15 protein-coding genes and 1 pseudogene are annotated in these 21002 nt (G+C 51.2%); 12 read left to right on the top strand and 4 right to left on the bottom strand.

The genetic code is table 11. The features are described 5' to 3' along the window. Window positions 1–88: 88 nt before the first annotated feature. A complete protein-coding gene (locus CKQ54_RS23590) occupies window positions 89–406 on the top strand; it encodes an RcnB family protein (RefSeq protein WP_120163659.1) in 318 nt (105 codons plus the stop codon). A gap of 50 nt (window positions 407–456) precedes the next feature. Here CKQ54_RS23590 and CKQ54_RS23585 read toward each other — a convergent pair whose 3' ends face one another. Then, a complete protein-coding gene (locus CKQ54_RS23585) occupies window positions 457–1275 on the bottom strand; it encodes a helix-turn-helix domain-containing protein (protein WP_112286625.1) in 819 nt (272 codons plus the stop codon). A 217-nt stretch (window positions 1276–1492) separates the two neighbouring features. Between CKQ54_RS23585 and CKQ54_RS23580 the strand changes: the two genes are divergently transcribed. The 5 genes from CKQ54_RS23580 to dcuR all read left to right on the top strand — a co-directional run bounded on the left by CKQ54_RS23580 (window position 1493) and on the right by dcuR (window position 8724). Next, window positions 1493–3067 carry an alpha-L-rhamnosidase-related protein gene (locus CKQ54_RS23580; RefSeq protein ID WP_120163658.1) on the top strand — a complete coding sequence of 525 codons (1575 nt, stop codon included), beginning with the start codon at window positions 1493–1495 and terminating at the stop codon, window positions 3065–3067. Between the two features lie 45 nt (window positions 3068–3112). Further along, window positions 3113–4504 (top strand): MFS transporter, encoded by a 1392-nt coding sequence (locus CKQ54_RS23575; protein ID WP_112286623.1) that lies wholly within the window; start codon window positions 3113–3115, stop codon window positions 4502–4504. A 55-nt stretch (window positions 4505–4559) separates the two neighbouring features. Next, window positions 4560–6203 carry a carbohydrate porin gene (locus CKQ54_RS23570; protein WP_120163657.1) on the top strand — a complete coding sequence of 548 codons (1644 nt, stop codon included), beginning with the start codon at window positions 4560–4562 and terminating at the stop codon, window positions 6201–6203. A gap of 185 nt (window positions 6204–6388) precedes the next feature. Beyond that, window positions 6389–8008 (top strand): sensor histidine kinase, encoded by a 1620-nt coding sequence (locus tag CKQ54_RS23565; protein WP_120163656.1) that lies wholly within the window; start codon window positions 6389–6391, stop codon window positions 8006–8008. Continuing rightward, window positions 8005–8724: a two-component system response regulator DcuR gene (dcuR, locus tag CKQ54_RS23560; protein WP_112286620.1), complete on the top strand. Its 720-nt coding sequence runs from the start codon at window positions 8005–8007 to the stop codon at window positions 8722–8724. Before CKQ54_RS23565 ends, dcuR begins: the two co-directional genes overlap by 4 nt. On the opposite strand, the gene CKQ54_RS23555 is transcribed toward dcuR, so the two are convergent. Together CKQ54_RS23555 and CKQ54_RS23550 are read right to left on the bottom strand one after the other, a co-directional pair. After that, window positions 8718–9680 carry an FAD:protein FMN transferase gene (locus CKQ54_RS23555; RefSeq protein ID WP_120163655.1) on the bottom strand — a complete coding sequence of 321 codons (963 nt, stop codon included), beginning with the start codon at window positions 9678–9680 and terminating at the stop codon, window positions 8718–8720. The two genes, dcuR and CKQ54_RS23555, sit on opposite strands and share 7 nt — an antisense overlap. Before the next feature lie 23 nt (window positions 9681–9703). After that, window positions 9704–12481, bottom strand: a complete 2778-nt coding sequence (locus tag CKQ54_RS23550) for a flavocytochrome c (protein ID WP_120163654.1) — start codon at window positions 12479–12481, stop codon at window positions 9704–9706. Between the two features lie 770 nt (window positions 12482–13251). On the opposite strand from CKQ54_RS23550, the gene CKQ54_RS23545 reads away from it, so the two are divergent. Then, window positions 13252–14763, top strand: a complete 1512-nt coding sequence (locus CKQ54_RS23545) for an anion permease (protein WP_120163653.1) — start codon at window positions 13252–13254, stop codon at window positions 14761–14763. 190 nt (window positions 14764–14953) lie between these two features. Then, window positions 14954–16600 carry a class I fumarate hydratase FumA gene (fumA, locus tag CKQ54_RS23540; RefSeq protein WP_113877325.1) on the top strand — a complete coding sequence of 549 codons (1647 nt, stop codon included), beginning with the start codon at window positions 14954–14956 and terminating at the stop codon, window positions 16598–16600. 72 nt (window positions 16601–16672) lie between these two features. Here the strand turns inward: fumA and CKQ54_RS23535 are convergent, their stop codons facing one another. Further along, entirely contained in the window at window positions 16673–17446 is a 774-nt protein-coding gene (locus tag CKQ54_RS23535) for a DUF3750 domain-containing protein (RefSeq protein ID WP_120163652.1), read from the bottom strand. 262 nt (window positions 17447–17708) lie between these two features. On the opposite strand from CKQ54_RS23535, the gene CKQ54_RS23530 reads away from it, so the two are divergent. The 4 genes and pseudogenes from CKQ54_RS23530 to CKQ54_RS23515 form a co-directional block, all read left to right on the top strand. Continuing rightward, window positions 17709–18386: an SDR family oxidoreductase gene (locus CKQ54_RS23530; RefSeq protein WP_120163651.1), complete on the top strand. Its 678-nt coding sequence runs from the start codon at window positions 17709–17711 to the stop codon at window positions 18384–18386. 119 nt (window positions 18387–18505) lie between these two features. After that, entirely contained in the window at window positions 18506–19123 is a 618-nt protein-coding gene (locus CKQ54_RS23525; RefSeq protein WP_120163650.1) for a TetR/AcrR family transcriptional regulator, read from the top strand. Between the two features lie 59 nt (window positions 19124–19182). Continuing rightward, the gene (locus CKQ54_RS23520) at window positions 19183–20106 is read left to right on the top strand and encodes an alpha/beta fold hydrolase (protein WP_120163649.1); all 924 of its coding nucleotides are present in this window, start codon (window positions 19183–19185) and stop codon (window positions 20104–20106) included. Between the two features lie 139 nt (window positions 20107–20245). Beyond that, window positions 20246–20833: pseudogene (locus CKQ54_RS23515) on the top strand (MFS transporter); the annotation flags it as partial. Between the last annotated feature and the right edge of the window lie 169 nt (window positions 20834–21002).

The raw sequence follows: 21002 nt of genomic DNA, 5'->3' as shown, positions 1-21002 counted from the left end.
ACAGGCTTTGGCTTTATGACTCATACAATGGACTGGCAGCATATCACCGAGGCACGCATTAAGTTGATGGTTTTAAACGGGATAATCTATGCGTCATTTTAAAATTGTTATGTTATCTGCTCTGGTTGTTTCTTCAATGTTACCTCTGGCCAATACGGCGTTTGCCGCATCAAACTCGCATGAAATCAAATCGTTCTACGATGATTCCAAACTGTATGCGATCGGTGACCAGGTTCCGGCGCTGTACCGCACCAAGCCTTACGAAATCGTCGGCTGGCAGGAACGTCATTTACCAGCCCCGGATGCAGGCAGCCACTGGACTTATATCGGCGGCAGCTACGCGCTGATCACCGATACCGACGGCAAAATCCTCAAAGCCGAAAACGGTGATATTTACTTCCAGTGATCCGCAAGTAAACGACTCTGCGAATTGCAAAGATAAGGGCCTTAAGAGATTCAGGCCTTTTTTCTTTCCTGCGAAGGCGTCAGGCCAAAGACCTGCTTATAGGATGTGGTGAAATGATTACTGTTGGAGAACCCACACATAAAAGCGATATCTGTAATGGACGTTTCGGTATTTTTAATTTTCACCCTTGCAGAAACCAACCGTAATCTTTTCAGGTAATTTTCCGGTGTCATGCCCGTGGTTTCCTTAATGCGCCGGAACAGCGTTCGTTGGGTCAGCAAAAATTCATCCGCCACATCTGTCCAGTTAATCTCGGTGAAACAGTGTTCCTGCAGATAACCAAGCATACGGTGCAGTTTGTATTGGGTATGATTGCGATCCCCGGTTTCCTGCTGATTCACCAGATTCATGATCAGTTGAAAAAAAAGGCCCTCTTGTTGTAACGCCTGAGGATCCTGTTCCCGGTTATGGGCAAACATTTGACCGACAAGACCGCGACAATGATTTTTGACGTCAGGCAACAGCCAGCCGTAATGGCTGCCTTCGCTGGCTGAAAAGCGGGACAATAAACTTTCCGTATTGGTCAGATAATTGAACTGAGTTTGCGGGTTGATAAGCACATTAATCAGTTTCAGCGTGCCCAGCTCATCATAGAAATGGTAGTCATTGTCCCTGACAAAAAAAACGTCCCCTTCCTGAATAAAAATAGGTTTGCCATTGATCACGTGCAGGCCGTGCCCGCTATCCACGATCACCAGTTCGTTGAAATCATGACAATGCTCACTGTTATTATCTTCCGGGTCACTGGAATAGACCGAAAGTTTCTCATCAGCAGACGGAAAATAGGCTTCAACTCTGAGCTTCTCCATAGGGCACGTTATCTCTTTTCGTTAACATATCCGGGCAGGCAGCCAACATAAATTATTGCCTTCAGGGCGGCGAATCTGTTTTCGGAATTTGTGATCATTACCTTAACTACCCCACTCTGGCTGCCATCCCTGCCCTCTGGCTGGCAATCTCAGAATAGCTGGCCGCTCCCGCCGGGTGCACACTGATTGCCACCACAATATCGATCAGGAATCAGGCATGTCCCAGGGAATTCAAAAAAACAGCGAAGTGATTTTTCAGCGCAACACCCACTTTCTTTCTACCGCAGCCAGCCTCGTACCTGCGTTGCAACAGCATCGCTGTCCGGCGTTAAGTCTGGTAAATGCTGTCCCCGATGCCTCGCAGATCCACGGCTGGCGCACCGATTCCTGCGGTACGCCGGCCGGACTGGCAAACCGGGAATTCGGTCCGGGGGAAGAAATCGTTGTCGATTTCGGAACGCATTGCGTCGGTTACTTCAGCCTGCGCTGTGAGGCCGCCGGAAGCCCGCCTGACGCCCCGGCCCATCTGCAATTCATTTTTGGTGAAACACCTGCGGAAATCGCCGAACCCTTCAGTGACTATGATGGCTGGCTTAGCAGTAGCTGGTTGCAACAGGAAGATCTCTATCTGGATGTGTTGCCCGCGCATGTCCGTTTGCCCCGCCGCTATTGCTGCCGCTACGTCAAAATTAAAGTGATATCGACCTCTGCTAAATTTTCGCTGCGCCTTAGCGACATTCATCTCATGACGGTGACGTCAGCAGATCCCTCCGCACTTGAAAATCTGAACCATCCGGATGCCCTGCTGGGTCAGATCGATCAGGTCAGCGTACTTACCTTACGTAATTGTATGCAGGAGGTGTTTGAAGACGGCCCAAAACGTGACCGCAGGTTATGGCTGGGTGATTTACGGTTGCAGGCGCTGGTCAATTACCAGACCTACGGCCAGAACGATCTGGTCAGGCGCTGCCTGTATTTGTTCGCAGGAGTGACCCGTGAAGATGGCATGGTTTCATCGAACTTGTTTATGAAACCCGAGATCATCGCAGACGATACTTTTTTACTTGATTACGCCCTCTTTTTTGTCGCAACGCTCGCCGACTACATAGAGGCAACGGACGACCTGACGACCCAGAATGACCTCTGGCCAACCGCAGTACGGCAGATGGAACTAGCTCTTGAACGTGTCGGCAAAAATGGCATTCTGCACGACAGCGAAGACTGGTGGGCATTTATCGACTGGCATGAATCACTGAATAAACAAGCGCCTGCACAGGGCGTGCTGATTTACTGCCTTAAAAAAGGGCGGGAACTGGCGCAGCGATGTGATCACCCCCGTGTCGCCTGGTTGGATCAGCAAATCGGACGTCTGGATGCGGCGGCCAGAAATGAACTGTGGGACGAAGAAAAAGGCTTTTTTGTCAGCGGCACTCAGGCGCAAATCTCCTGTGCCTCTCAGGTCTGGCTGGTGCTGGCTGGTGTGGGGGAAGAGGAATTTCGTGCCCGCATCATGGCGAATCTGCTGACCACACCACCGGAGACCGGCATGAATACCCCCTACATGATGCACCATTTCATTGATGCACTGATAAGCGTAGGGCAGACAAGCCGCGCAGTGCAGGAAATAAAAAATTATTGGGGCGGCATGGTTCAGGCCGGTGCGGATACGTTCTGGGAATTATATGACCCGAAACGCCCTGACTTTTCTCCGTATGGCAGCAAACTGATTAACAGCTACTGTCATGCATGGAGCTGTACCCCCGCTTATTTCATTCGCAAATACGGGTTATAACGTTTTAAAAAATAACAATAACCTCCACCCTGAAGAGAATAAACCATGCAAAACACAACATTTTCCCTGTGGCGGCAACGCCTGGGATATGGGATCGCAGATTTGTCCTGTAACCTCGTCTGGCAAATGATCTCGCTCTATCTGATGTTCTTCTATACCGACATTATGGGATTGCCCGCCTACTACGCCGGACTGATGTTTTTAGTCACGCGGCTGGTGGATGGTGTCGCCGATGTCCTGATGGGACTGGTGATCGACAACACTTATACCCGCTGGGGACGCTGCCGTCCTTATCTGCTGATTGGCGCAGTGCCCTTTGGGTTGTTATGCGTGATGGCATTTTATGTCCCGGATTTCGGTCTGACAGGCAAACTCTGGTATGCATTCCTGACCTATCTGTGCCTCTCATTCCTTTACACGCTGGTGAATATCCCCTTCTGCGCCATGCTGCCTTTTATCACCAATGATTCGAGAGAACGCACCACACTTTCAGCGGTGCGTATTGTCATGGGATCGCTTGGCTCAACCATTGTGGCCGTCGCCACCCTGCCGCTGGTTCATTCGCTCGGCAACGGCAATCAGCAGTCCGGCTTCCTGTATACCGCGATGATCTTCGGCGGGATTGCCATCTTTTTCCTGCTACTGAGCTTTGCCAACGTCAAAGAAAGCATCAACGTGCATAACGAAAGAATGACCCTTAGCCGGGCGTGGACCAGTCTGCGACATAACCGTCCGTGGTTTGTTTTTGCCGTTAATATTTTCCTGATGTGGGGCGCTTTCTTTTTCCAGACTGGCGCGCTGGTCTATTTCTTTAATTATTATGTCGGTGATCCAAATATCACTGCTATTGCTGCAGGTATTTCAACCTTTGTTCCGTTATTAGGCACATTAACCGTGCCCTTTATGGCAGCGAGAATGAAAAAGCGGCACGTTTATTTATTATCCTGCGCGATTAACTTAGCCGGCATGATAGTTATGATATTTTCCGGCAGCGCCATTACAGGCTTACTTGCAGGGGCAACAATATTATCAATTGGTGCGGGGCAACGCACGGCGATCTATTTTTCAATGCAGGCTGATCCTGTCGATTATGGCGAATGGAAAACCGGTATTAACACCGCAGGCATATTGACCTCCATTAATGGATTCCTCGGTAAGGTGGCTATGGCTGGCGCAGGCGCAATCAGCGGCATCCTGCTCTCTGCGGGCGGGTATGTCGCTAACCATGCGCAAAACCCGCAGGCACTTTTGGCCATCAAAGCCTGTTATCTGTATATCCCTGCTGCCCTTATTCTCTGCTCAATGTTCTGGATAGGGTGTTATTACCGGCTCGATGATAATTATGAGAAAATTAAATCCGAACTGGATAAAAGAAAAACTGAAAACGACAATAATTCCGGACGAAAGGTAGCACCACAAACAGTTAATAACCTTTAAAATAAAAATAAACTGCCCTTTCAACAATAACCTCAAATAACAATAAAGGTTCGCTATGCGTTTAACGACAATTTACGCAGGAATGTCATGTCTTTTTATCGGCATGGCATCGCCGGCAATCAGTTTCGCAGCCGGAAATACGTTAACGGTAGAACAGCGTCTGGCTTTGCTGGAGCAACGATTAAATCAGGCTGAAAATGATGCCAGACAGGCGAAGTTACGCGCCACACAGGCTGAACAGCAAACCCGTGATGCCGATGCCCGTGCCAGGATGGCGGAAAACCGGGTGCAACAACTGGAAAACCGCACGTCAGCCGTTGAGGCACAAACTGCGGAAACGGGCAAAAAAATCGACGATACCGCTCTGGTGTCCGCAAAGACCAACCCCGCAGACAATGGATTTGAATTCTCCGGTTACGCGCGGTCGGGCATGTTAATCAACAGTAACGGACGGGGTGCCCGCGGTGGACCGGGCGTGTCTCCGGCCAGCTCTATTGGCGGCGATGCCCATGTCGGGCGTCTGGGTAATGAAAAAGATAATTACGTAGAATTAAGTTTTATCAAACATCTTCAGTTTGATGATGGCTCGAAAGCACGGTTTAAAACCATGTTGGCCGACGGGGCAAACAATCCCGATCCGTGGGTTCAGGATAACGACAGCCATCATCTGAATGTGCGTCAGCTTTATGTCGAAATGGCGGATTTACCCAGTTTTGGCGGGCCGGTTAAAAACGCCACTCTCTGGGCAGGCAAAAGGTTCGACCGGGATAATTTTGATATCCACTTCACCGACAGCGACATCATGTTCCTCGGCGGCACCGGTGGCGGGATTAATGACGTGCAATGGACACCGCACTTCAAAAACGATTTCTCCCTTTATGCCCGCAATTTTGGCGATCTTGGCAGTGACCGCTATAACGACAACGATGTGCAAAACGTCATGCTTACTGCTAACAGTTTCTATGATAACTGGCAACTGATGCTGACCGGCATGGCGGCGCAGGGTAACGATGAGCTGAAAGACAACACCTCCACCACCGGCAGTTACGCGCTGCGCAGTGACAACACCGCGCAACATGGGTATTACGCGATGCTGGCTTATCATGATAAAGAGCGGTTCTATGGTGTATTGCCGGGCAGCTCAGAAAGTGCATTACAGTTCGGTCACGGTCTTGGTGCAGAAGCACGGCAACCGGGCAGCGATGGAGATCTGACCCGTGATGCCATGTCAGTCAGGTTCGCGTCTTACGGTATTCTGCCGGTGTCGAAAAACTGGGAAATCGCGCCGTCAGTAATTGCACAACACAGTGAGGATCGTTACCGCAATGGCGACCGTTATGACTGGGCAACATTCAACCTTCGTGCCTCCCAGGCCATCACGCAGAACTTCGCGCTGCTTTACGAAGCCTCGTGGCAATATATGGATCTCAATCCTAACGGCAGAACCTACAACAATGACGGAGATATTGATGCGTATCAGGCTGTAAAAGGAGATTTCTACAAACTGACCTTTGCTCCGACATTCAAGGTCGGCGACGTGTTCGATATCAAAGCGCGCCCTGAAATTCGTTTCTTTGTCACCTACATGAACTGGGATAAAGAATTGGATCGTTATGCGGTGAACGATGATTTTGGCAGTGAAGGCTTCACCGCAGGCGGAAACTGGAACTTCGGGGTGCAAACTGAGATCTGGTTCTGATGAAGATTCCCCGTGAATCCCACTTTTGAAAGTATTAAATAGCGGAAATATCAGACAAATAGTCATATCATTATGCGTGAACAGGGATGGTTCACGCAGTGTTCAACGCCAGGCCGCCGGACGAACAACGCGAACTGTCAAAATCATCAATGAGCATTTGGCTCTTTTTCCGGGGCTCCCATCCCATGAGCGACTCGCAGCAACGCCATCCCGTGCGCAAGCACCCCATGAAACTCAGCACATCGGTCATTCTGATGGTCAGCGCGGTGATAGCTTCCGTGTTGCTGGTCGTGCATATGCTGTATTTTGTGCAAGTCAGTGATACCGCCCGCGACGGTGTGAAAGATAAAGCGCTGGCCGTGGCCCGCACCATGGCGGATCTGCCGGAAACCAAACGCGCCCTGCTTCTGCCGCCTGACAGCAATATCATTCAGCCGATCGCCAGCTCCGTCCAAAAACGTAACGATCTGCTGTTTATCGTAGTCACCAATATGGACGGCATCCGTTATTCGCATCCGAATGCGGATGTGATCAGTCATCATTTTATCGGCGATGACATCAATCCGGCACTGCTCGGCAAAGAGAACGTCTCAATCAATAAAGGCACGCTCGATGAAGCGCTGCGGGTTTTCACGCCGGTCTACGACAATAATCACAAACAAATCGGCGTGGTTGCTATCGGGATTTCGCTGGTCAAAGTCACCGAGCAAATCAATAAGAGCCGCTGGAGTATTTTGTGGACGGTGCTGTTCGGCATCATTGTCGGCGCACTTGGCACGTATTGTCTGGTGCGAATGCTCAAACGCATCCTGTTCGGGCTGGAACCTTATGAAATTTCGACGCTGTTCGAACAGCGTCAGGCGATGTTGCAGTCGATCAAAGAAGGCGTAATCGCCGTAGACGATCTGGCGCATGTCACGCTGATTAACCAGACAGCCCGGCAAATATTTCAGGAAACCGCTAAAGACGTGACACCGGATGAAAGCACTCTGCCGCTGATCGCCAATCTGCGGGACGTGGTGAATACCGGTGTGCCGCGCCGTGACGAAGAGATCAATTTCAAAGGCCGTTTACTGCTCAGCAACACGGTGCCGGTACGCAATAATGGCGTGATTATTGGCGCCATCTGTACCTTCAGGGATAAAACCGAGGTCAGCCAGTTAATGCAGCGTCTGAGCGGCATGGTAAACTATGCCGATTCGTTGCGTGAAAGATCGCATGAATTTATGAACAAGCTGCACGTGATCCTCGGATTGCTGCATATGAAAAGTTACGCGCAACTTGAGGATTACATCCTCAAAACGGCCAATAATTATCAGGCGGAAATCGGTTCCCTGCTGTTGAAAATTAAATCTCCGGTGATTGCCGGTTTCCTGCTGAGCAAAATTAACCGCGCGTCTGATACCCGGCATTTGCTGACGCTCAGCGATGACAGCCTGTTGCCGGACAACAATAATGAAGATCAGGTGGCTGCGCTGATCACCGTGCTCGGCAATCTGATTGAAAACGCGCTGGACGCACTCGGTGAGCAGCCTGATGGTGAAGTCAGCGTGTTGCTGCATTATCAGAACGGACAGCTGGCGTGCATCGTGAGTGACGATGGTCCGGGCATTCAGCCGGAAAATATTGAAACCATTTTTGAAAAAGGGGTGTCGTCAAAAGGCGATCAACGCGGTATGGGCCTGTTCCTGGCTAAACAGCAGGTCGAAAGCCTGGGCGGTTCGATTAATGTCGAATCAGAGCCTGACGTTTACACCCAATTTTTTGTACAACTTCCCTGGGATGCGGAGAGGACAAGTTCTTGATCAATGTGCTGATAGTTGACGACGATGCCATGGTAGCAGAGCTGAACCGCTGTTATGTTGGCCAGATAGAAGGTTTTACGTGCTGCGGTACGGCATCGACGCTGCAACAGGCGAAAGATCTGGTTCTGAATTCAGAGCTTTCTATCGACCTGATTCTGCTCGACGTGTATATGCAGCAGGACAACGGGCTGGATTTACTGCCTGAACTGCGCAACGCCCGCCGGCCAATCGACGTGATTGTGATTTCCTCAGCTGCTGATGCGGAAACCATCAAGAAGTCGCTCAATTATGGCGTGGTGGATTATCTGATCAAACCGTTCCAGTTTTCCCGTTTTGAGGAAGCGCTGACCGGCTGGCAGCAGAAAAAAACGCTGATGGATAATCAGCAGTATTACGAGCAGTCTGACGTTGACCGGTTGATCCACGGCAGTAATCCTGCCGCTGCGGACACCAAAAAGCTGCCGAAAGGTTTAACGCCGCAGACATTGCGCACGTTGTGTCAGTGGATTGATGCCCATCCGACCATGGAATTCTCCACGGATGAACTGGCCAGTTCGGTGAATATTTCGCGGGTATCGTGCCGTAAATACCTGATCTGGCTGGCGCAGATGAACATTCTGTTTACCAGCATTCACTACGGTGTCACCGGCCGCCCGGTTTACCGCTACCGTTTGCAGGCCGATCACTATTCGCTGTTAAAACAGTATTGTCAGTAAATTGTGACACGGTAACTGTCATCCAGCGGCGTGAAGGTAAACTGCCGCTGAGATGACAAAACAATCTGCCCGTCGCGGGTGACAAAAATCGCCTCGATGTGCGGTATCTGCTTCAGATACGCCAGACTTTTCTCCACGCCCATTCCGTACAGCAACGTTGTCCAGATATCCCCGTCTATCGAATCTTCTGAAATAATGGTTACGCTGAGCAATTCGTTATCCAGCGGATAGCCGGTTTTCGGATCGAGAATATGGTGATAACAGTGACCCTCCAGCTCGAAATAACGTTCGTAAATACCAGACGTCACGACCGATTTACCGATAACGTTGATTACCCCAATCAGCGTATCCGGCTCGGAAAACGGTTTTTTCAGGCCAATTGCCCACGCTCCATCCGCACCGGCACCTAACGTCTGTACGTTCCCGCCCAGATTGATTAACGCGTTCTCAACCTGCTGTTCACGCAGATAATCACGCACCACATCGGCAATATAACCTTTAGCAATCGCGCCAAGGTCAATCTCCATTCCTGCCTGTTGCAGAAACACCGAGCGGGTTTGTTCATCAAGGATCACATCTTCAGGATTTGTCAGCGCCAGCAGCGTCTGGAGATCCTGAGCCGCCGGAATGCTGTGACCGCTAAAGCCGATTTTCCAGCGTTTAACCAGCGGGCCGATAGTGAAATTGAAACTGCTGTCGGGCAGACAACTGATGGCTTTAGCGCGACGGATTAACTCAAACACCGGTGGGCTGACAGTGACAGGGTCACGTCCTGCGGCATGGTTAATCGCCATGATATCGGAGTGCGGACGGTTCACCGTGAAGGTGTTTTCCTGATGTTTGATCAGCCTGAAAACGCCAGACGCCAGACTCTCGTTATGTTCAAACAGCTTAAGAAGAATGGGCGAACCCATCAAAACAGCGGAATAAGCATAAACACGATCGTCTGGCGTCATTGTATTACCTTGGTGATAAACGGTTACCGCATCGCGAATTTCGCGGCGTTTTGTCCTGCAAGGATACCGAAGATAATGATATCTGCAACGGCGTTACCGCCGATACGGTTACCGCCGTGGATACCACCGACCACTTCACCCGCCGCAAATGCGCCGCCGAGTATCTGTTGCTGCGCATCCAGCACGCAGGTATCGGTGTTGATGGTCACGCCGCCCATGGTGTGATGCACGCCCGGCGCGATACGGATTGCATAGAACGGCCCCTGATTGATTGGGTGGCGCAGCGCGGTGCGACGACCAAATTCCACGTCATCCTGCTTATCAACGGCCACGTTATAGCTTTCCAGCGTCGCCAGGAAGGCGTCTGAGTTCATCTCCAGTTTCGCCGCCAGTTCGCGTGGTGAATTGCCGCTGATCACAAATCCTTTGGCGATGTATTCGTCAGCCGCTTTGTTGTTCAGACGCACCTGCTCATCAAACACCACGTAAGCAAATTTCTCCGGCAGCGCGATAATGTTCGCGGAGACTTTGTCGCGGGTTTCCATTTCATTGAAGAAGCGTTTGCCCGCCTGGCTGACCAGAATCGCACCGCCGCCACGGATGGCTTCTGAAATCAGATAAGACGTCGTTTGTTCAACGGTCGGGTGGATCTGGATTTCACCCATATCAACTGTGCCAGCGCCGATATCTTGCAAAATGGCGATGCCGCTACCGGTCGCGCCTTTGTGGTTGGTGGTCACAAAGCCGTCCAGCTCAGGGCGATATTTCACGACCATGTCGCGGTTAGCGCTGAAACCGCCGGTAGCGACAATGACGCTTTTGGCGTTAACCACCAGCACTTCGTTTTCATCATTGAGCAGATTCACGCCCTGCACCGCGCCATCGGCATAACGGATTTCAGTGACAGAAGTGTCGAGCATGACGTCGATGTTGCGTTTGTTGAGATTCTTCACCAGGCCGCTGATCAGGAAGCCGCCAACTGCGCTGCGATCCGCCGGACGGTGCGTACGGTCGATGCTCATCCCGCCGGTAATGGTGATGTCGCTCAGTTCAATATTGTGCTCCGCCAGCCATTCCACCGCCTGCGGCGCACGTTCGATGAACTCTTTCAGCAACACAGTATTGTTTTTGAACTGGCCGCCTTTAAGGGTTTCCTGATAGAACAGCTCTTTGCTGTCTTCGATGCCTTTCAGTTTCTGGTAGCGGGTTTCTGCGGCGTTCATACCAACCGACGCTTTAATGGTGTTACCGCCAATGGTAGACATTTTCTCAACAATCAGGACTTTCGCCCCTTCGTCACACGCCTGAATTGCCGCCGCCAGACCTGCGCCGCCGCTGCCCACCACCACAACGTCGTAGTTTTGTGGCTCATTCAGACTGCCGCCCTCTTCCAGCAACTGCGCTTTGCAGGATTTAGCGATCGCTTTGGATACCGCTTTTTTTACCGCTTCGCTCTGTTCGGTCGCGCCAGTCACCGCATCAACGTGCGGGCTGTTGGCGTCCAGAATACGGGTACGGATAATTTCAAAACTGGTGGTGAATTCCACATCCAGATCCGCACCTGCTTCCAGCGCGATATCCGCAATGCGATCAGTTTCAAGACTCACGCTGATCGCCAGTTCATGTGCAGGGGCCTGCACTTTTTCCTGGAACACACCGGCTTTGAATTTCTTCGACGTCATGCTCATGTCGCGGATCATCGCGTCTACCAGCGAGAAACGCCACAGCGGCTCAGGAATGGTCAGCGCTTCGCGTTGTGTGCTGTCAATGAACAGATCGAGTTTCTGATCGGCGGCGATACGGTCAGTCCAGTCCGGATAAGCGATACACGCTTTACCGATAGCAATCATGTCGTAGCCGTGTTCCAGCGCCATATCCGCATCGGATTTGTTGACGATGCCGCCCACGCCCATCACCGGAATTTTTGCCAGTGTGTCGGAACGCATTGCGACGTATTTGTCGATCAGCGGTGTCGGATCCGTGGTATCGACAATGGAAGGACGCAGCGAGTAACCGAGGGAGAAATGCAGATAATCCAGACCGCGCGCCGCCAGTTGTTCCAGCAGGTACATGGTGTCAGCAAAACGGATACCCGGTTCTTCCAGCTCTTCCGGAGAGAAACGGTAACCAATAATGAAAGAGTCGTCGGCGTATTTCTTCGCCATCTCATGCGTAATGTCCAGCACTGCCAGCGGGAAGCGTGCGCGATTTTCACGGCTGCCGCCCCATTTGTCGTCACGCTGGTTGGAATTCGGAGAGAAGAATTGCTGGATAAGATAGGTATTGGCACCGTGGATTTCTACGCCGTCGAAACCGGCTTCAATGGCACGACGCACGCCTTCACCAAATTTGGCGATCATGCCGTCGACTTCTTCTGCAGTCAGCGCGACAGGTGTGGCTGCGCCTTCACGCGGTGCTGCTAATGCACTTGGCGCGACAGGCTGCTGGCCGCCGATCAGTTTTGGCTCACTCATGCGGCCGCCGTGATAAATCTGCAGAACGGCTTTTGAACCCTGAGATTTCACTGCGGCAGCGATTTTCGCCAGTCCGTCGATTTTAGCGTCGTTGTCGATACCGATGGCGCCCGGGAATGCCAGACCTTTGTCATCTACAAAACAGCATTCAACAATCACCGTACCGATGCTACCGGCGCGGGCACGGTAGTATTCGACCAGTTCGCTGGTGACGGTGCCGTCATAAAAGCCGGTGCAGGTGGTCATTGGCGCCATCAGAATGCGATTTTTCAGCACAGTGCCATTCGGTAAAGTAAACGGGCTCAATAGCAGATCGTTGTTGCTCATAATAGTGACTCCAAACTTTAAGGTTTTAAATCTGAATTCGTCACCGGCGCGCTATTTTTGTGAAGCGTGTTGAAATGTTTATTTATTATTCGTTGTATTATTTCAAAGCCGGAATCATGCTTATTAATATAGTTTTATTTTTACTTTCTAAACCTCTAACATTAGTTAATTAACTATTTATCTATTAACTTAATGCCTGTTATATTAAAAATATGTTAACTAACAAATTAAATAATCACATTCCTGTAAACTACGGGTGTAATTGTATTTAACTGATGAGAATATTATTACATCCTGCCGCCCTTATCCTCCGGCAGATCATGAAGTTCAGCCGCTGACAAGTGGCGCATGAAAGCCTGAAGACAACCTGCGGATGTAGCTCAACACTGTGAATGCCTCTCATTTGCCCTACTCCATTTTTGCTGATCTACTCCCCGAACACTTCCAGAATACTGCCCGCAAACGATGTCGCCCTCCTGTCTCGCCATAATTAATCAGATAAAGCCTGTTCTTTTGTTTTATTCGATTTAAAAAACAATTCAGCCCCGTATTTTCTTGATCAAGATCAACAGTTAAAAATAGGGAAATCGCATTATATAAACATTTCCTCCCTCTTACGGGGAATAAGAGTTATCAGACAAAAATAACAATAATGAGGCAATGAACATGCCACCATTTAATAACTAAAAAAATATTAAGTAACTAAAAAAACCAGACTACATCTTACCTATGCATCATCACAATATTCCTAACTACCTAAGATAAATATTATGAGCGAAATAACAAAAACTGCGGTGAAAGAGCCAGCGAAAAAAGCCGAACCCGGCAAAAAAAATCGCTGGATCTTTATGATACTTCCCGTGCTGGTGTCGGTGTTGTTGCTGCTGGTTCCGGTGCCTGCCGGGCTTGAACCTTATGCATGGCATTTCTTCGCCATCTTCGTGGGCGTCATTGTTGGCCTGATCTTCGAACCATTGCCGGGTGCCGTTATCGGCTTAACCGGTGTAGTGGTCATCGCCCTGTTCAGCCAGTGGTTGTTGTTCAGCCCGGCTGAGCTGGCGGATCCTAAATTCAAAACCGCAGCACAGTCCTTCAAATGGGCCGTCAGTGGTTTTGGTAACTCCACGGTCTGGTTAATCTTCGGCGCGTTCATGTTTGCTGCCGGCTACGATAAAACCCAGTTTGGCCGCCGTCTGGCGCTGATCCTGGTGAAATATCTCGGCCGCCGCAGCCTGACGCTCGGTTACGCCATCACCTTCGCTGACTTATTACTGGCACCGTTTACGCCTTCCAACACCGCGCGCAGCGGCGGCACAATCTACCCGATCATTGCCAACCTGCCGCCGTTGTACGGTTCAAAACCGAATGACCCGAGCGCACGTAAAATTGGTTCTTACCTGATGTGGGTGGCGATTACCGCAGCCTGTATCACCAGTTCCATGTTCCTGTCTGCACTGGCACCAAACCTGCTGGCGCTGGGCATCGTGAACAGCGTAACCGGTATCAACATTTCCTGGGGCACCTGGTTCATCGCCTTCCTGCCGGTCGGTCTGTTGCTTCTGCTGACCATGCCGCTGCTGGCGTACTGGTTCTACCCGCCAGAAGTGAAAATCAATGACGAAGTACCTCGCTGGGCGACCGCTGAACTGGCGAAACTGGGCAAAATGTCCCGTCATGAAATCCTGCTGCTGGTATTCGTGTGCTGTGCGCTGGCAATGTGGATTTTCGCAGCCAGCTTCATTGAACCGGCAATGGCCGCACTGCTGGTCGTGGTACTGATGCTGTGGACCGGTGTGCTGAACTGGAACGACATCACCAGCAACAAACCCGCCTGGAACACCTTTGCCTGGTTCGCCACACTGGTGGCACTGGCCGACGGCTTATCCCGCACCGGTTTCATCGCCTGGCTGGGTAAAGAAGGCGCAGCGCTGATGGGCGGTATCTCCCCGGGTGCGGCGACGATTGCCCTGCTGCTGGCGTTTTATTTGCTGCATTACCTGTTCGCCAGCACCACGGCGCACACCACCGCGCTGTTACCGGCTATGCTGACTATTGGTGCCGCCATTCCGGGTATTAATATGCAGGTATTCTGTCTGCTGATGGTGACGTCTCTGGGTGTTATGGGGATCATCACACCTTACGGTACCGGTCCAAGCCCGATTTATTACGGCAGCGGTTATCTGCCAACCAAAGATTACTGGCGTCTCGGGACGATCTTTGGTGCCATCTTCCTGATTGCTTTACTGGTAATCGGTTATCCGTGGATGGTGATGATGTTCTGATTGTGGCGATAAAATCACCCACAAAGCATTAACAGAGCATTTACTGAAAGAAAACATATAAACCCCGTTGCCAGCCTGTGTACTTGGCTGGCAACATACAGAACGAATATAAACGTCGCCCCGAATACCTCTGCTATACCGAGTCAACAGTCCCATCCGTGGCGGCAAAAACGGAAAAAGTGAGAAAACAATGTCGAACAAACCGTTCTATTATCAAAATCCCTTCCCCGTTTCTAAAGATGACACCGAATACTACCTGCTGACCAAAGATCACGTATCTGTCAGCACCTTCGATGGTGAAGAAGTGTTAAAAGTGGAACCGCAGGCGCTGACCCTTTTGGCCCAGCAGGCGTTCCACGATGCCTCTTTCATGCTGCGCCCTGCGCATCAGCAACAAGTGGCCTCTATTCTTCATGACCCGGAATCAAGCGAAAACGACAAATATGTCGCGCTGCAATTCCTGCGTAACTCTGAAATCGCGGCCAAAGGTATCCTGCCAACCTGTCAGGACACCGGTACCGCCATCATCATGGGTAAAAAAGGCCAGCGCGTCTGGACCGGTGGCGGCGACGAAGCCAGCCTGTCTCAGGGCGTGTACAACACGTTCATTGAAGATAACCTGCGCTATTCCCAAAACGCTGCGCTGGATATGTACAAAGAAGTGAACACCGGCACCAATTTGCCTGCGCAAATCGATCTCTACAGTGTCGATGGCGACGAGTACAAATTCCTGTGCATCGCCAAAGGCGGTGGTTCAGCGAACAAGACCTATCTGTATCAGGAAACCAAAGCGCTGATCACGCCAGCTAAGCTGAAAGATTATCTGGTTGAGAAAATGCGCACGCTGGGTACAGCAGCGTGTCCGCCGTACCATATCGCTTTCGTGATTGGCGGAACTTCAGCTGAAGCGACGCTGAAAACGGTGAAACTGGCGTCTACCCATTACTACGACGGTCTGCCAACTGAAGGTAACGAACACGGCCAGGCATTCCGCGACGTCAATCTGGAACAGGAACTGCTGGCTGAAGCCAACAATCTTGGCCTGGGCGCACAGTTCGGCGGCAAATACTTTGCCCACGATATCCGCGTAGTACGTCTGCCACGTCACGGCGCGTCATGTCCGGTCGGTATGGGCGTCTCCTGCTCAGCAGACCGTAACATCAAAGCCAAAATCAACCGCGACGGTATCTGGATCGAAAAACTGGAAGAAAATCCGGGCAAGTACATTCCAGAAGCGTTGCGTCAGCAAGGCGAAGCCGGTGTGGTGAAGGTTGACCTGAACCGTCCGATGAAAGAAATCCTCGCGCAGCTTTCTGAATATCCGGTATCAACCCGCCTTTCCCTGAGCGGTACGATTATCGTTGGTCGTGATATTGCGCACGCCAAACTGAAAGAGCGCCTGGATAACGGCGAAGGTTTGCCGCAGTACATTAAAGATCATCCGATTTACTACGCAGGCCCGGCGAAAACCCCTGAAGGTTACGCTTCCGGCTCTCTCGGCCCGACCACCGCTGGCCGCATGGATTCCTACGTGGATCTTCTGCAATCCAACGGCGGCAGCATGATCATGCTGGCAAAAGGTAACCGTAGCCAGCAGGTGACCGACGCGTGCCATAAACACGGCGGTTTCTATCTCGGCAGCATCGGCGGACCGGCAGCAGTTCTGGCTCAGCAAAGTATCAAGAGCCTGGAATGTGTGGAATATCCTGAACTGGGTATGGAAGCCATCTGGAAAATCGAAGTCGAAGACTTCCCGGCGTTCATTCTGGTGGATGACAAAGGCAACGATTTCTTCCAGCAAATCCACGCAAGCACCTGCGCGAAGTGCGTGAAGTAAGCGCCTCCTGAAAGACAAAAGGCCTGCCAGAAATGGCGGGCCTTTTTTGTTGAAATGCCGGTTAAGTCTTGATTAAAGCTCTGCTTTTCCCGGATTATCAAATCCTACGCGCCCGACAAACGGCAAACGCAACGCCGGGTTTTTGACATCGACACCCAGGTTCAGCCCCAGCACGTTAACTTCCAGACCTTCTTCCACGCCCAGCGTAACGCCCAGAAGCCCAAGCAACGATACCTGAACACCACGCCCGGAAGGCGGCAACCCAATCGGATTAGTGATTCCGCGATAATCCTTACCGATGGCGTTAGACGGCATATCCAGTTCAAGTTCCGGCACTTCACGGCCAATATGCGCCATAAACGTGTTGCTGTTTGGTCCCGGCCAGGCGTGATAAGTGTGCGGATACGGGTAACTTTTAATGGCGGCTTCAATTTTTGGGATCATCAATTGCGCCTGCGCGCCACGGTGATCCACCAGCAAACGTGGCTGCGAACCAAACCAGTAGCCATCCGGAATAGCGTAATTACGGCGAACCACATTGGTACTGCCCCAGCTGATGACGTCATAACGGGTAAACTGTGTTTCCCCTTCCCGCTTGAATATGATCCACGGATGCACAGCAACCAGTCCGCGCCAGCCATAGGTCGGTGCAGCATAAATCTGCACAATGGCGGTACTTTTGAGTTTGGCCGGATCCGGCGCAATTCCGGCGGAATCCCGCCGCGCCGTAGACCAGCTCTGCCCTGCGGGTTCTTCACGGGTTTGCGAGGCTTTTGCATAGCTGTATCCAAAAGACAGCAGTAAAACGAGGACAAATACGAGGCTAAACCATTTTATGGCGATCATGCTTTTATTCACCTTTGCCTGTCTGTTGGAAACAACATGAATACTTCATCCGCTCCTATAATAAAGACTTACCGCCTCATTCACTAGCGCTAGCCATAAAACCAAAGTCCATCATCAGGCGCTCTGCCGACAAGGAAAATCAGACTCCAGCCCATTGTTGCCCAAACTTTACAGGCTCATACTGCAATTAATACGAAGCAGATTTACGGATTTAATGAAAACAATAAACTGATGTTAACGTATTGATTAAATAAGGATGAATATGACTGACTCTAAGAAAGCATTGATCATCGGCGCATCGCGCGGTATCGGTTTAGGTGTGGTGGACGTACTCACAAAGCGCGGCTGGCAGGTGACTGCTACCACGCGTGAGGCCGTACCTGATAAAAGCCCCGCGTCGGTTGAATGGGTAAAACTGGACATCAATAAATCCGAAGCGAGGGAGGCGGTAAAAGACGCGCTTTCCGCCAGCCATTTTGATCTGATTTTTGTGAATGCAGGCGTGTTCGGTCCGGATCATCAGGATATTCATCAGGCCAGCGATGACGAAATTCTTCAGCTGTTTTTGACCAACGCCATCTCCCCTGTCCGCTGCGCTGCCGAATTGCTGCCGCTGCTAAACCACCGCACTGGCGTGCTGGCGCTGATGACGTCTGAGCTTTCCAGTCTCAACGAGAACGAAGTGGCAACCTATCCGCTTTATTCTGCCAGCAAAGCCGCGCTGAATATGCTGACCCGTGGTTTGCAGGAACAGACAGAAAAACAGGAAGTGACGCTGCTTTCCGTCCATCCGGGCTGGGTACAAACTGATATGGGCGGTGAAAATGCCACCCTGACGATTGAAGAAAGTAGCACCGGTATTGTCGAACAGTTTGAAGCCTTATCCGGTAAGGGCGGCCATCATTTCGTGGAATATTCTGGTCGTAAGTTACGCTGGTAACTTTTTGCTGGCAAACAGTCACAAATAAACACCCGTTTTGCGTCAATTCTGCCAGCTTTAGAAAAATAGCTTGCCGGTTCCTCGACGCAGTGCCACCATTAGGAAATTAACGTTTCCTAATGGTGGCGATTCCAATGCAACCTTCCCCTTCCAGAGAACGCGGACGCCCGCGTGAGTTCGACACCGGTCTGGCGCTGGATAACGCCATGACGGTATTTCGTGAGAAAGGCTTTCATGCCGCATCAGTCAGCGACCTGAGTCGGGCGATGAACCTGACGGCGGGCAGCATCTACAAGGCTTTCACTGATAAACGTACTCTGTTTCTCAACGTTTTTGAGCGCTATACCTCTCTGCGCAATGCTCAGCTGCGCCAGCAGATTGAGAGCGTCACGACCGGGCGCGAACGTATTGCCCAGGTGCTGCGCTTTTATCTCAAATCCTCCCATGAAATTGAAGGCCGTCGCGGTTGTCTGGTTGTCGCCGGCACTGTTGAGTTGCTGACTTTCGATGATGAAGTTGCCGGGCTGGTTCGCCAGGCGATTACCCGCAATAAAGCGTTCCTGATTTCGCTGATCGAACTGGGGCAACGTGACGGTTCAGTCTCAACGGCCATTGATGCACAAGCCGCATCAACCCTGATGCTTTATATCGTGCTGGGAATGCGTGTTGCCGGCAAAGTTGAAAACAATCCGGACGCTGACTCCACGCTGGAACTGGCGCTAAAAATCCTCGATTAAAAATTTTTTGTCATTTAGGAAATAAACATTTCCTAATAAACTTTAACAGGAGAAATATCATGACTCAGATTATGCCTTCCACTTCCGTTGCCACGGCGCCTTTCGGTACACCCGATCCAACACTGAAAGGATTTCATCACCATTACGCCACAGTGGACGGCGTGCGAATGCATTACGTTTGTGGCGGAAATCCTGACGGCGAGGTTTTACTGCTGCTGGCCGGTTTCCCGCAGAGCTGGTTTGCATGGCGTCACGTTATGCAGGATCTGAAGGATACTTTCTGGCTGGTAGCCCCTGATCTGCCGGGTCAGGGCGATTCCGACCGGCCAGAAACCGGCTACGACACACAGAGTCTGGCGCAGAAAACCCACGGGCTGATGCAGTCTCTTGGACATACACGCTATTTTCTGGTTGCCCACGATGTCGGAGCCTGGGTGGCTTATCCGTATGCCGCGCTCTACCCGAATGAAGTGAAACGGCTGGCGCTGCTCGATGCCGGGATCCCCGGAATTACCTTACCGGATGCGCTGCCGGTCACGCCGGATAAATCATGGAAAACCTGGCACTTTGCGTTTCATACCCTTCCCGATTTACCTGAAGCATTGATTACCGGAAATGAACGGATCTATCTGGACTGGTTTTTACGCAGAAAAACGGCAGCGCCTGATGCCTTTACGGACGAAGATATCAGCGAATATTTGCGCGTTCTCCTCAAAAGCGGCGGGTTGCGCGCCGGGCTGGCGTATTACCGTTCGGTCACAGTTTCTGCTGAGCAGAACCGTGAGCTTAACCGTCAGGGAAAATTGCAGATGCCGCTGCTGGCGGTGAGTGCCGATCAGGGTTCTATCCCGGATATGGCCGTACCGTTGCGAGATTTCGCAGAAAACGTCACCGGAATTATTATCGCCAACAGCGGGCATTTTATTCCCGAGGAGCAACCAGAGGCACTTGCACACGAACTGCACACTTTCTTCACAATGTGATAGGAAGATTTGTTGAATTTTTTATGGTAAAACGGCCGGTAAGATTGTTTGTTAATTATTTGTATCCACAATAATTGCCGGGCTAACTTGTCGCATGCGACCAGCAGACACGGCATCTTTCATTTTTCAGGGATTTGTCATGTCATCTTCTTCCGGTAATCCGGATTCACTGTTACAGCACCGCTCGTTTGTGGCGTTCTGGATAGCCCGTGCGGCCTCCAGTTTTGGTTTCCAGATGCTTTCCATTGTGGTGAGCTGGCAAATCTACTCGATTACCGGAAGGGCGTTTGATCTGGGGCTGATCGGGCTGGTGCAGTTTTTCCCCTCTGTCGCGCTGGCGCTGGTCGCCGGACACGTGGCGGATCAGTTTGACCGCCGCCGCGTGGTCTTGCTCGGACAAATCGCAGAATGGGTGGCGATTGCCGCCCTGGCGTATTTGTCACTGACGCATCACGTCAACGAAGTCATTATCCTCGGCCTGATTTTTATCATTTCGACCGCCAAAGCCATGGAAGCGCCGTCTTTACAGTCGATGCTTCCGGCACTGGTGCCGCCGCATTTACTGGCGCGGGCGATGGCCGCTAACAGTGTTTCAGGTCAGGCGGCGTCTATGGTCGGCCCGGCGCTCGGCGGTTTTATGTATGTCGCCGGAGCCGGCGTCGCTTACTCGGTGTGCGCCTGTCTTTATCTGTTATCGATTGTGATGGTCAGCCGTTTACGTTACGAGTACATGCTTAAAATATTTACTTTGTTTATAAAAAACAGTGTGTTAAGTGTGTTTTTCTTGCGCTTTTTCAGTCGCACGCAGTGTATATCTCATGCTATTTAGATCAACCACTTACATTTCGTTTTGGGGAAGGTTTTTCCCTCTATCTCTCTTTTCCGCGCATTCCATA

It is taken from the genome of Rahnella variigena, from assembly GCF_003610915.1.
GTDB lineage: Bacteria > Pseudomonadota > Gammaproteobacteria > Enterobacterales > Enterobacteriaceae > Rahnella > Rahnella variigena.
Note: the sequence above shows the minus strand (reverse complement) of the source record. Positions and strands in the feature narration are given on the sequence as shown.

What these genes read in the sequence shown, in the direction of transcription:
- CKQ54_RS23535 (WP_120163652.1), bottom strand. Translation starts at nt 17,446, where the DNA reads ATGATCGCCATAAAATGGTTTAGCCTCGTATTTGTCCTCGTTTTACTG.
- CKQ54_RS23525 (WP_120163650.1), top strand. Translation starts at nt 18,506, where the DNA reads ATGGTGGCGATTCCAATGCAACCTTCCCCTTCCAGAGAACGCGGACGC.
- CKQ54_RS23545 (WP_120163653.1), top strand. Translation starts at nt 13,252, where the DNA reads ATGAGCGAAATAACAAAAACTGCGGTGAAAGAGCCAGCGAAAAAAGCC.
- CKQ54_RS23575 (WP_112286623.1), top strand. Translation starts at nt 3,113, where the DNA reads ATGCAAAACACAACATTTTCCCTGTGGCGGCAACGCCTGGGATATGGG.
- CKQ54_RS23565 (WP_120163656.1), top strand. Translation starts at nt 6,389, where the DNA reads ATGAGCGACTCGCAGCAACGCCATCCCGTGCGCAAGCACCCCATGAAA.
- CKQ54_RS23555 (WP_120163655.1), bottom strand. Translation starts at nt 9,680, where the DNA reads ATGACGCCAGACGATCGTGTTTATGCTTATTCCGCTGTTTTGATGGGT.
- fumA (WP_113877325.1), top strand. Translation starts at nt 14,954, where the DNA reads ATGTCGAACAAACCGTTCTATTATCAAAATCCCTTCCCCGTTTCTAAA.
- CKQ54_RS23580 (WP_120163658.1), top strand. Translation starts at nt 1,493, where the DNA reads ATGTCCCAGGGAATTCAAAAAAACAGCGAAGTGATTTTTCAGCGCAAC.
- CKQ54_RS23585 (WP_112286625.1), bottom strand. Translation starts at nt 1,275, where the DNA reads ATGGAGAAGCTCAGAGTTGAAGCCTATTTTCCGTCTGCTGATGAGAAA.
- CKQ54_RS23520 (WP_120163649.1), top strand. Translation starts at nt 19,183, where the DNA reads ATGACTCAGATTATGCCTTCCACTTCCGTTGCCACGGCGCCTTTCGGT.
- CKQ54_RS23550 (WP_120163654.1), bottom strand. Translation starts at nt 12,481, where the DNA reads ATGAGCAACAACGATCTGCTATTGAGCCCGTTTACTTTACCGAATGGC.
- CKQ54_RS23530 (WP_120163651.1), top strand. Translation starts at nt 17,709, where the DNA reads ATGACTGACTCTAAGAAAGCATTGATCATCGGCGCATCGCGCGGTATC.
- CKQ54_RS23590 (WP_120163659.1), top strand. Translation starts at nt 89, where the DNA reads ATGCGTCATTTTAAAATTGTTATGTTATCTGCTCTGGTTGTTTCTTCA.
- CKQ54_RS23570 (WP_120163657.1), top strand. Translation starts at nt 4,560, where the DNA reads ATGCGTTTAACGACAATTTACGCAGGAATGTCATGTCTTTTTATCGGC.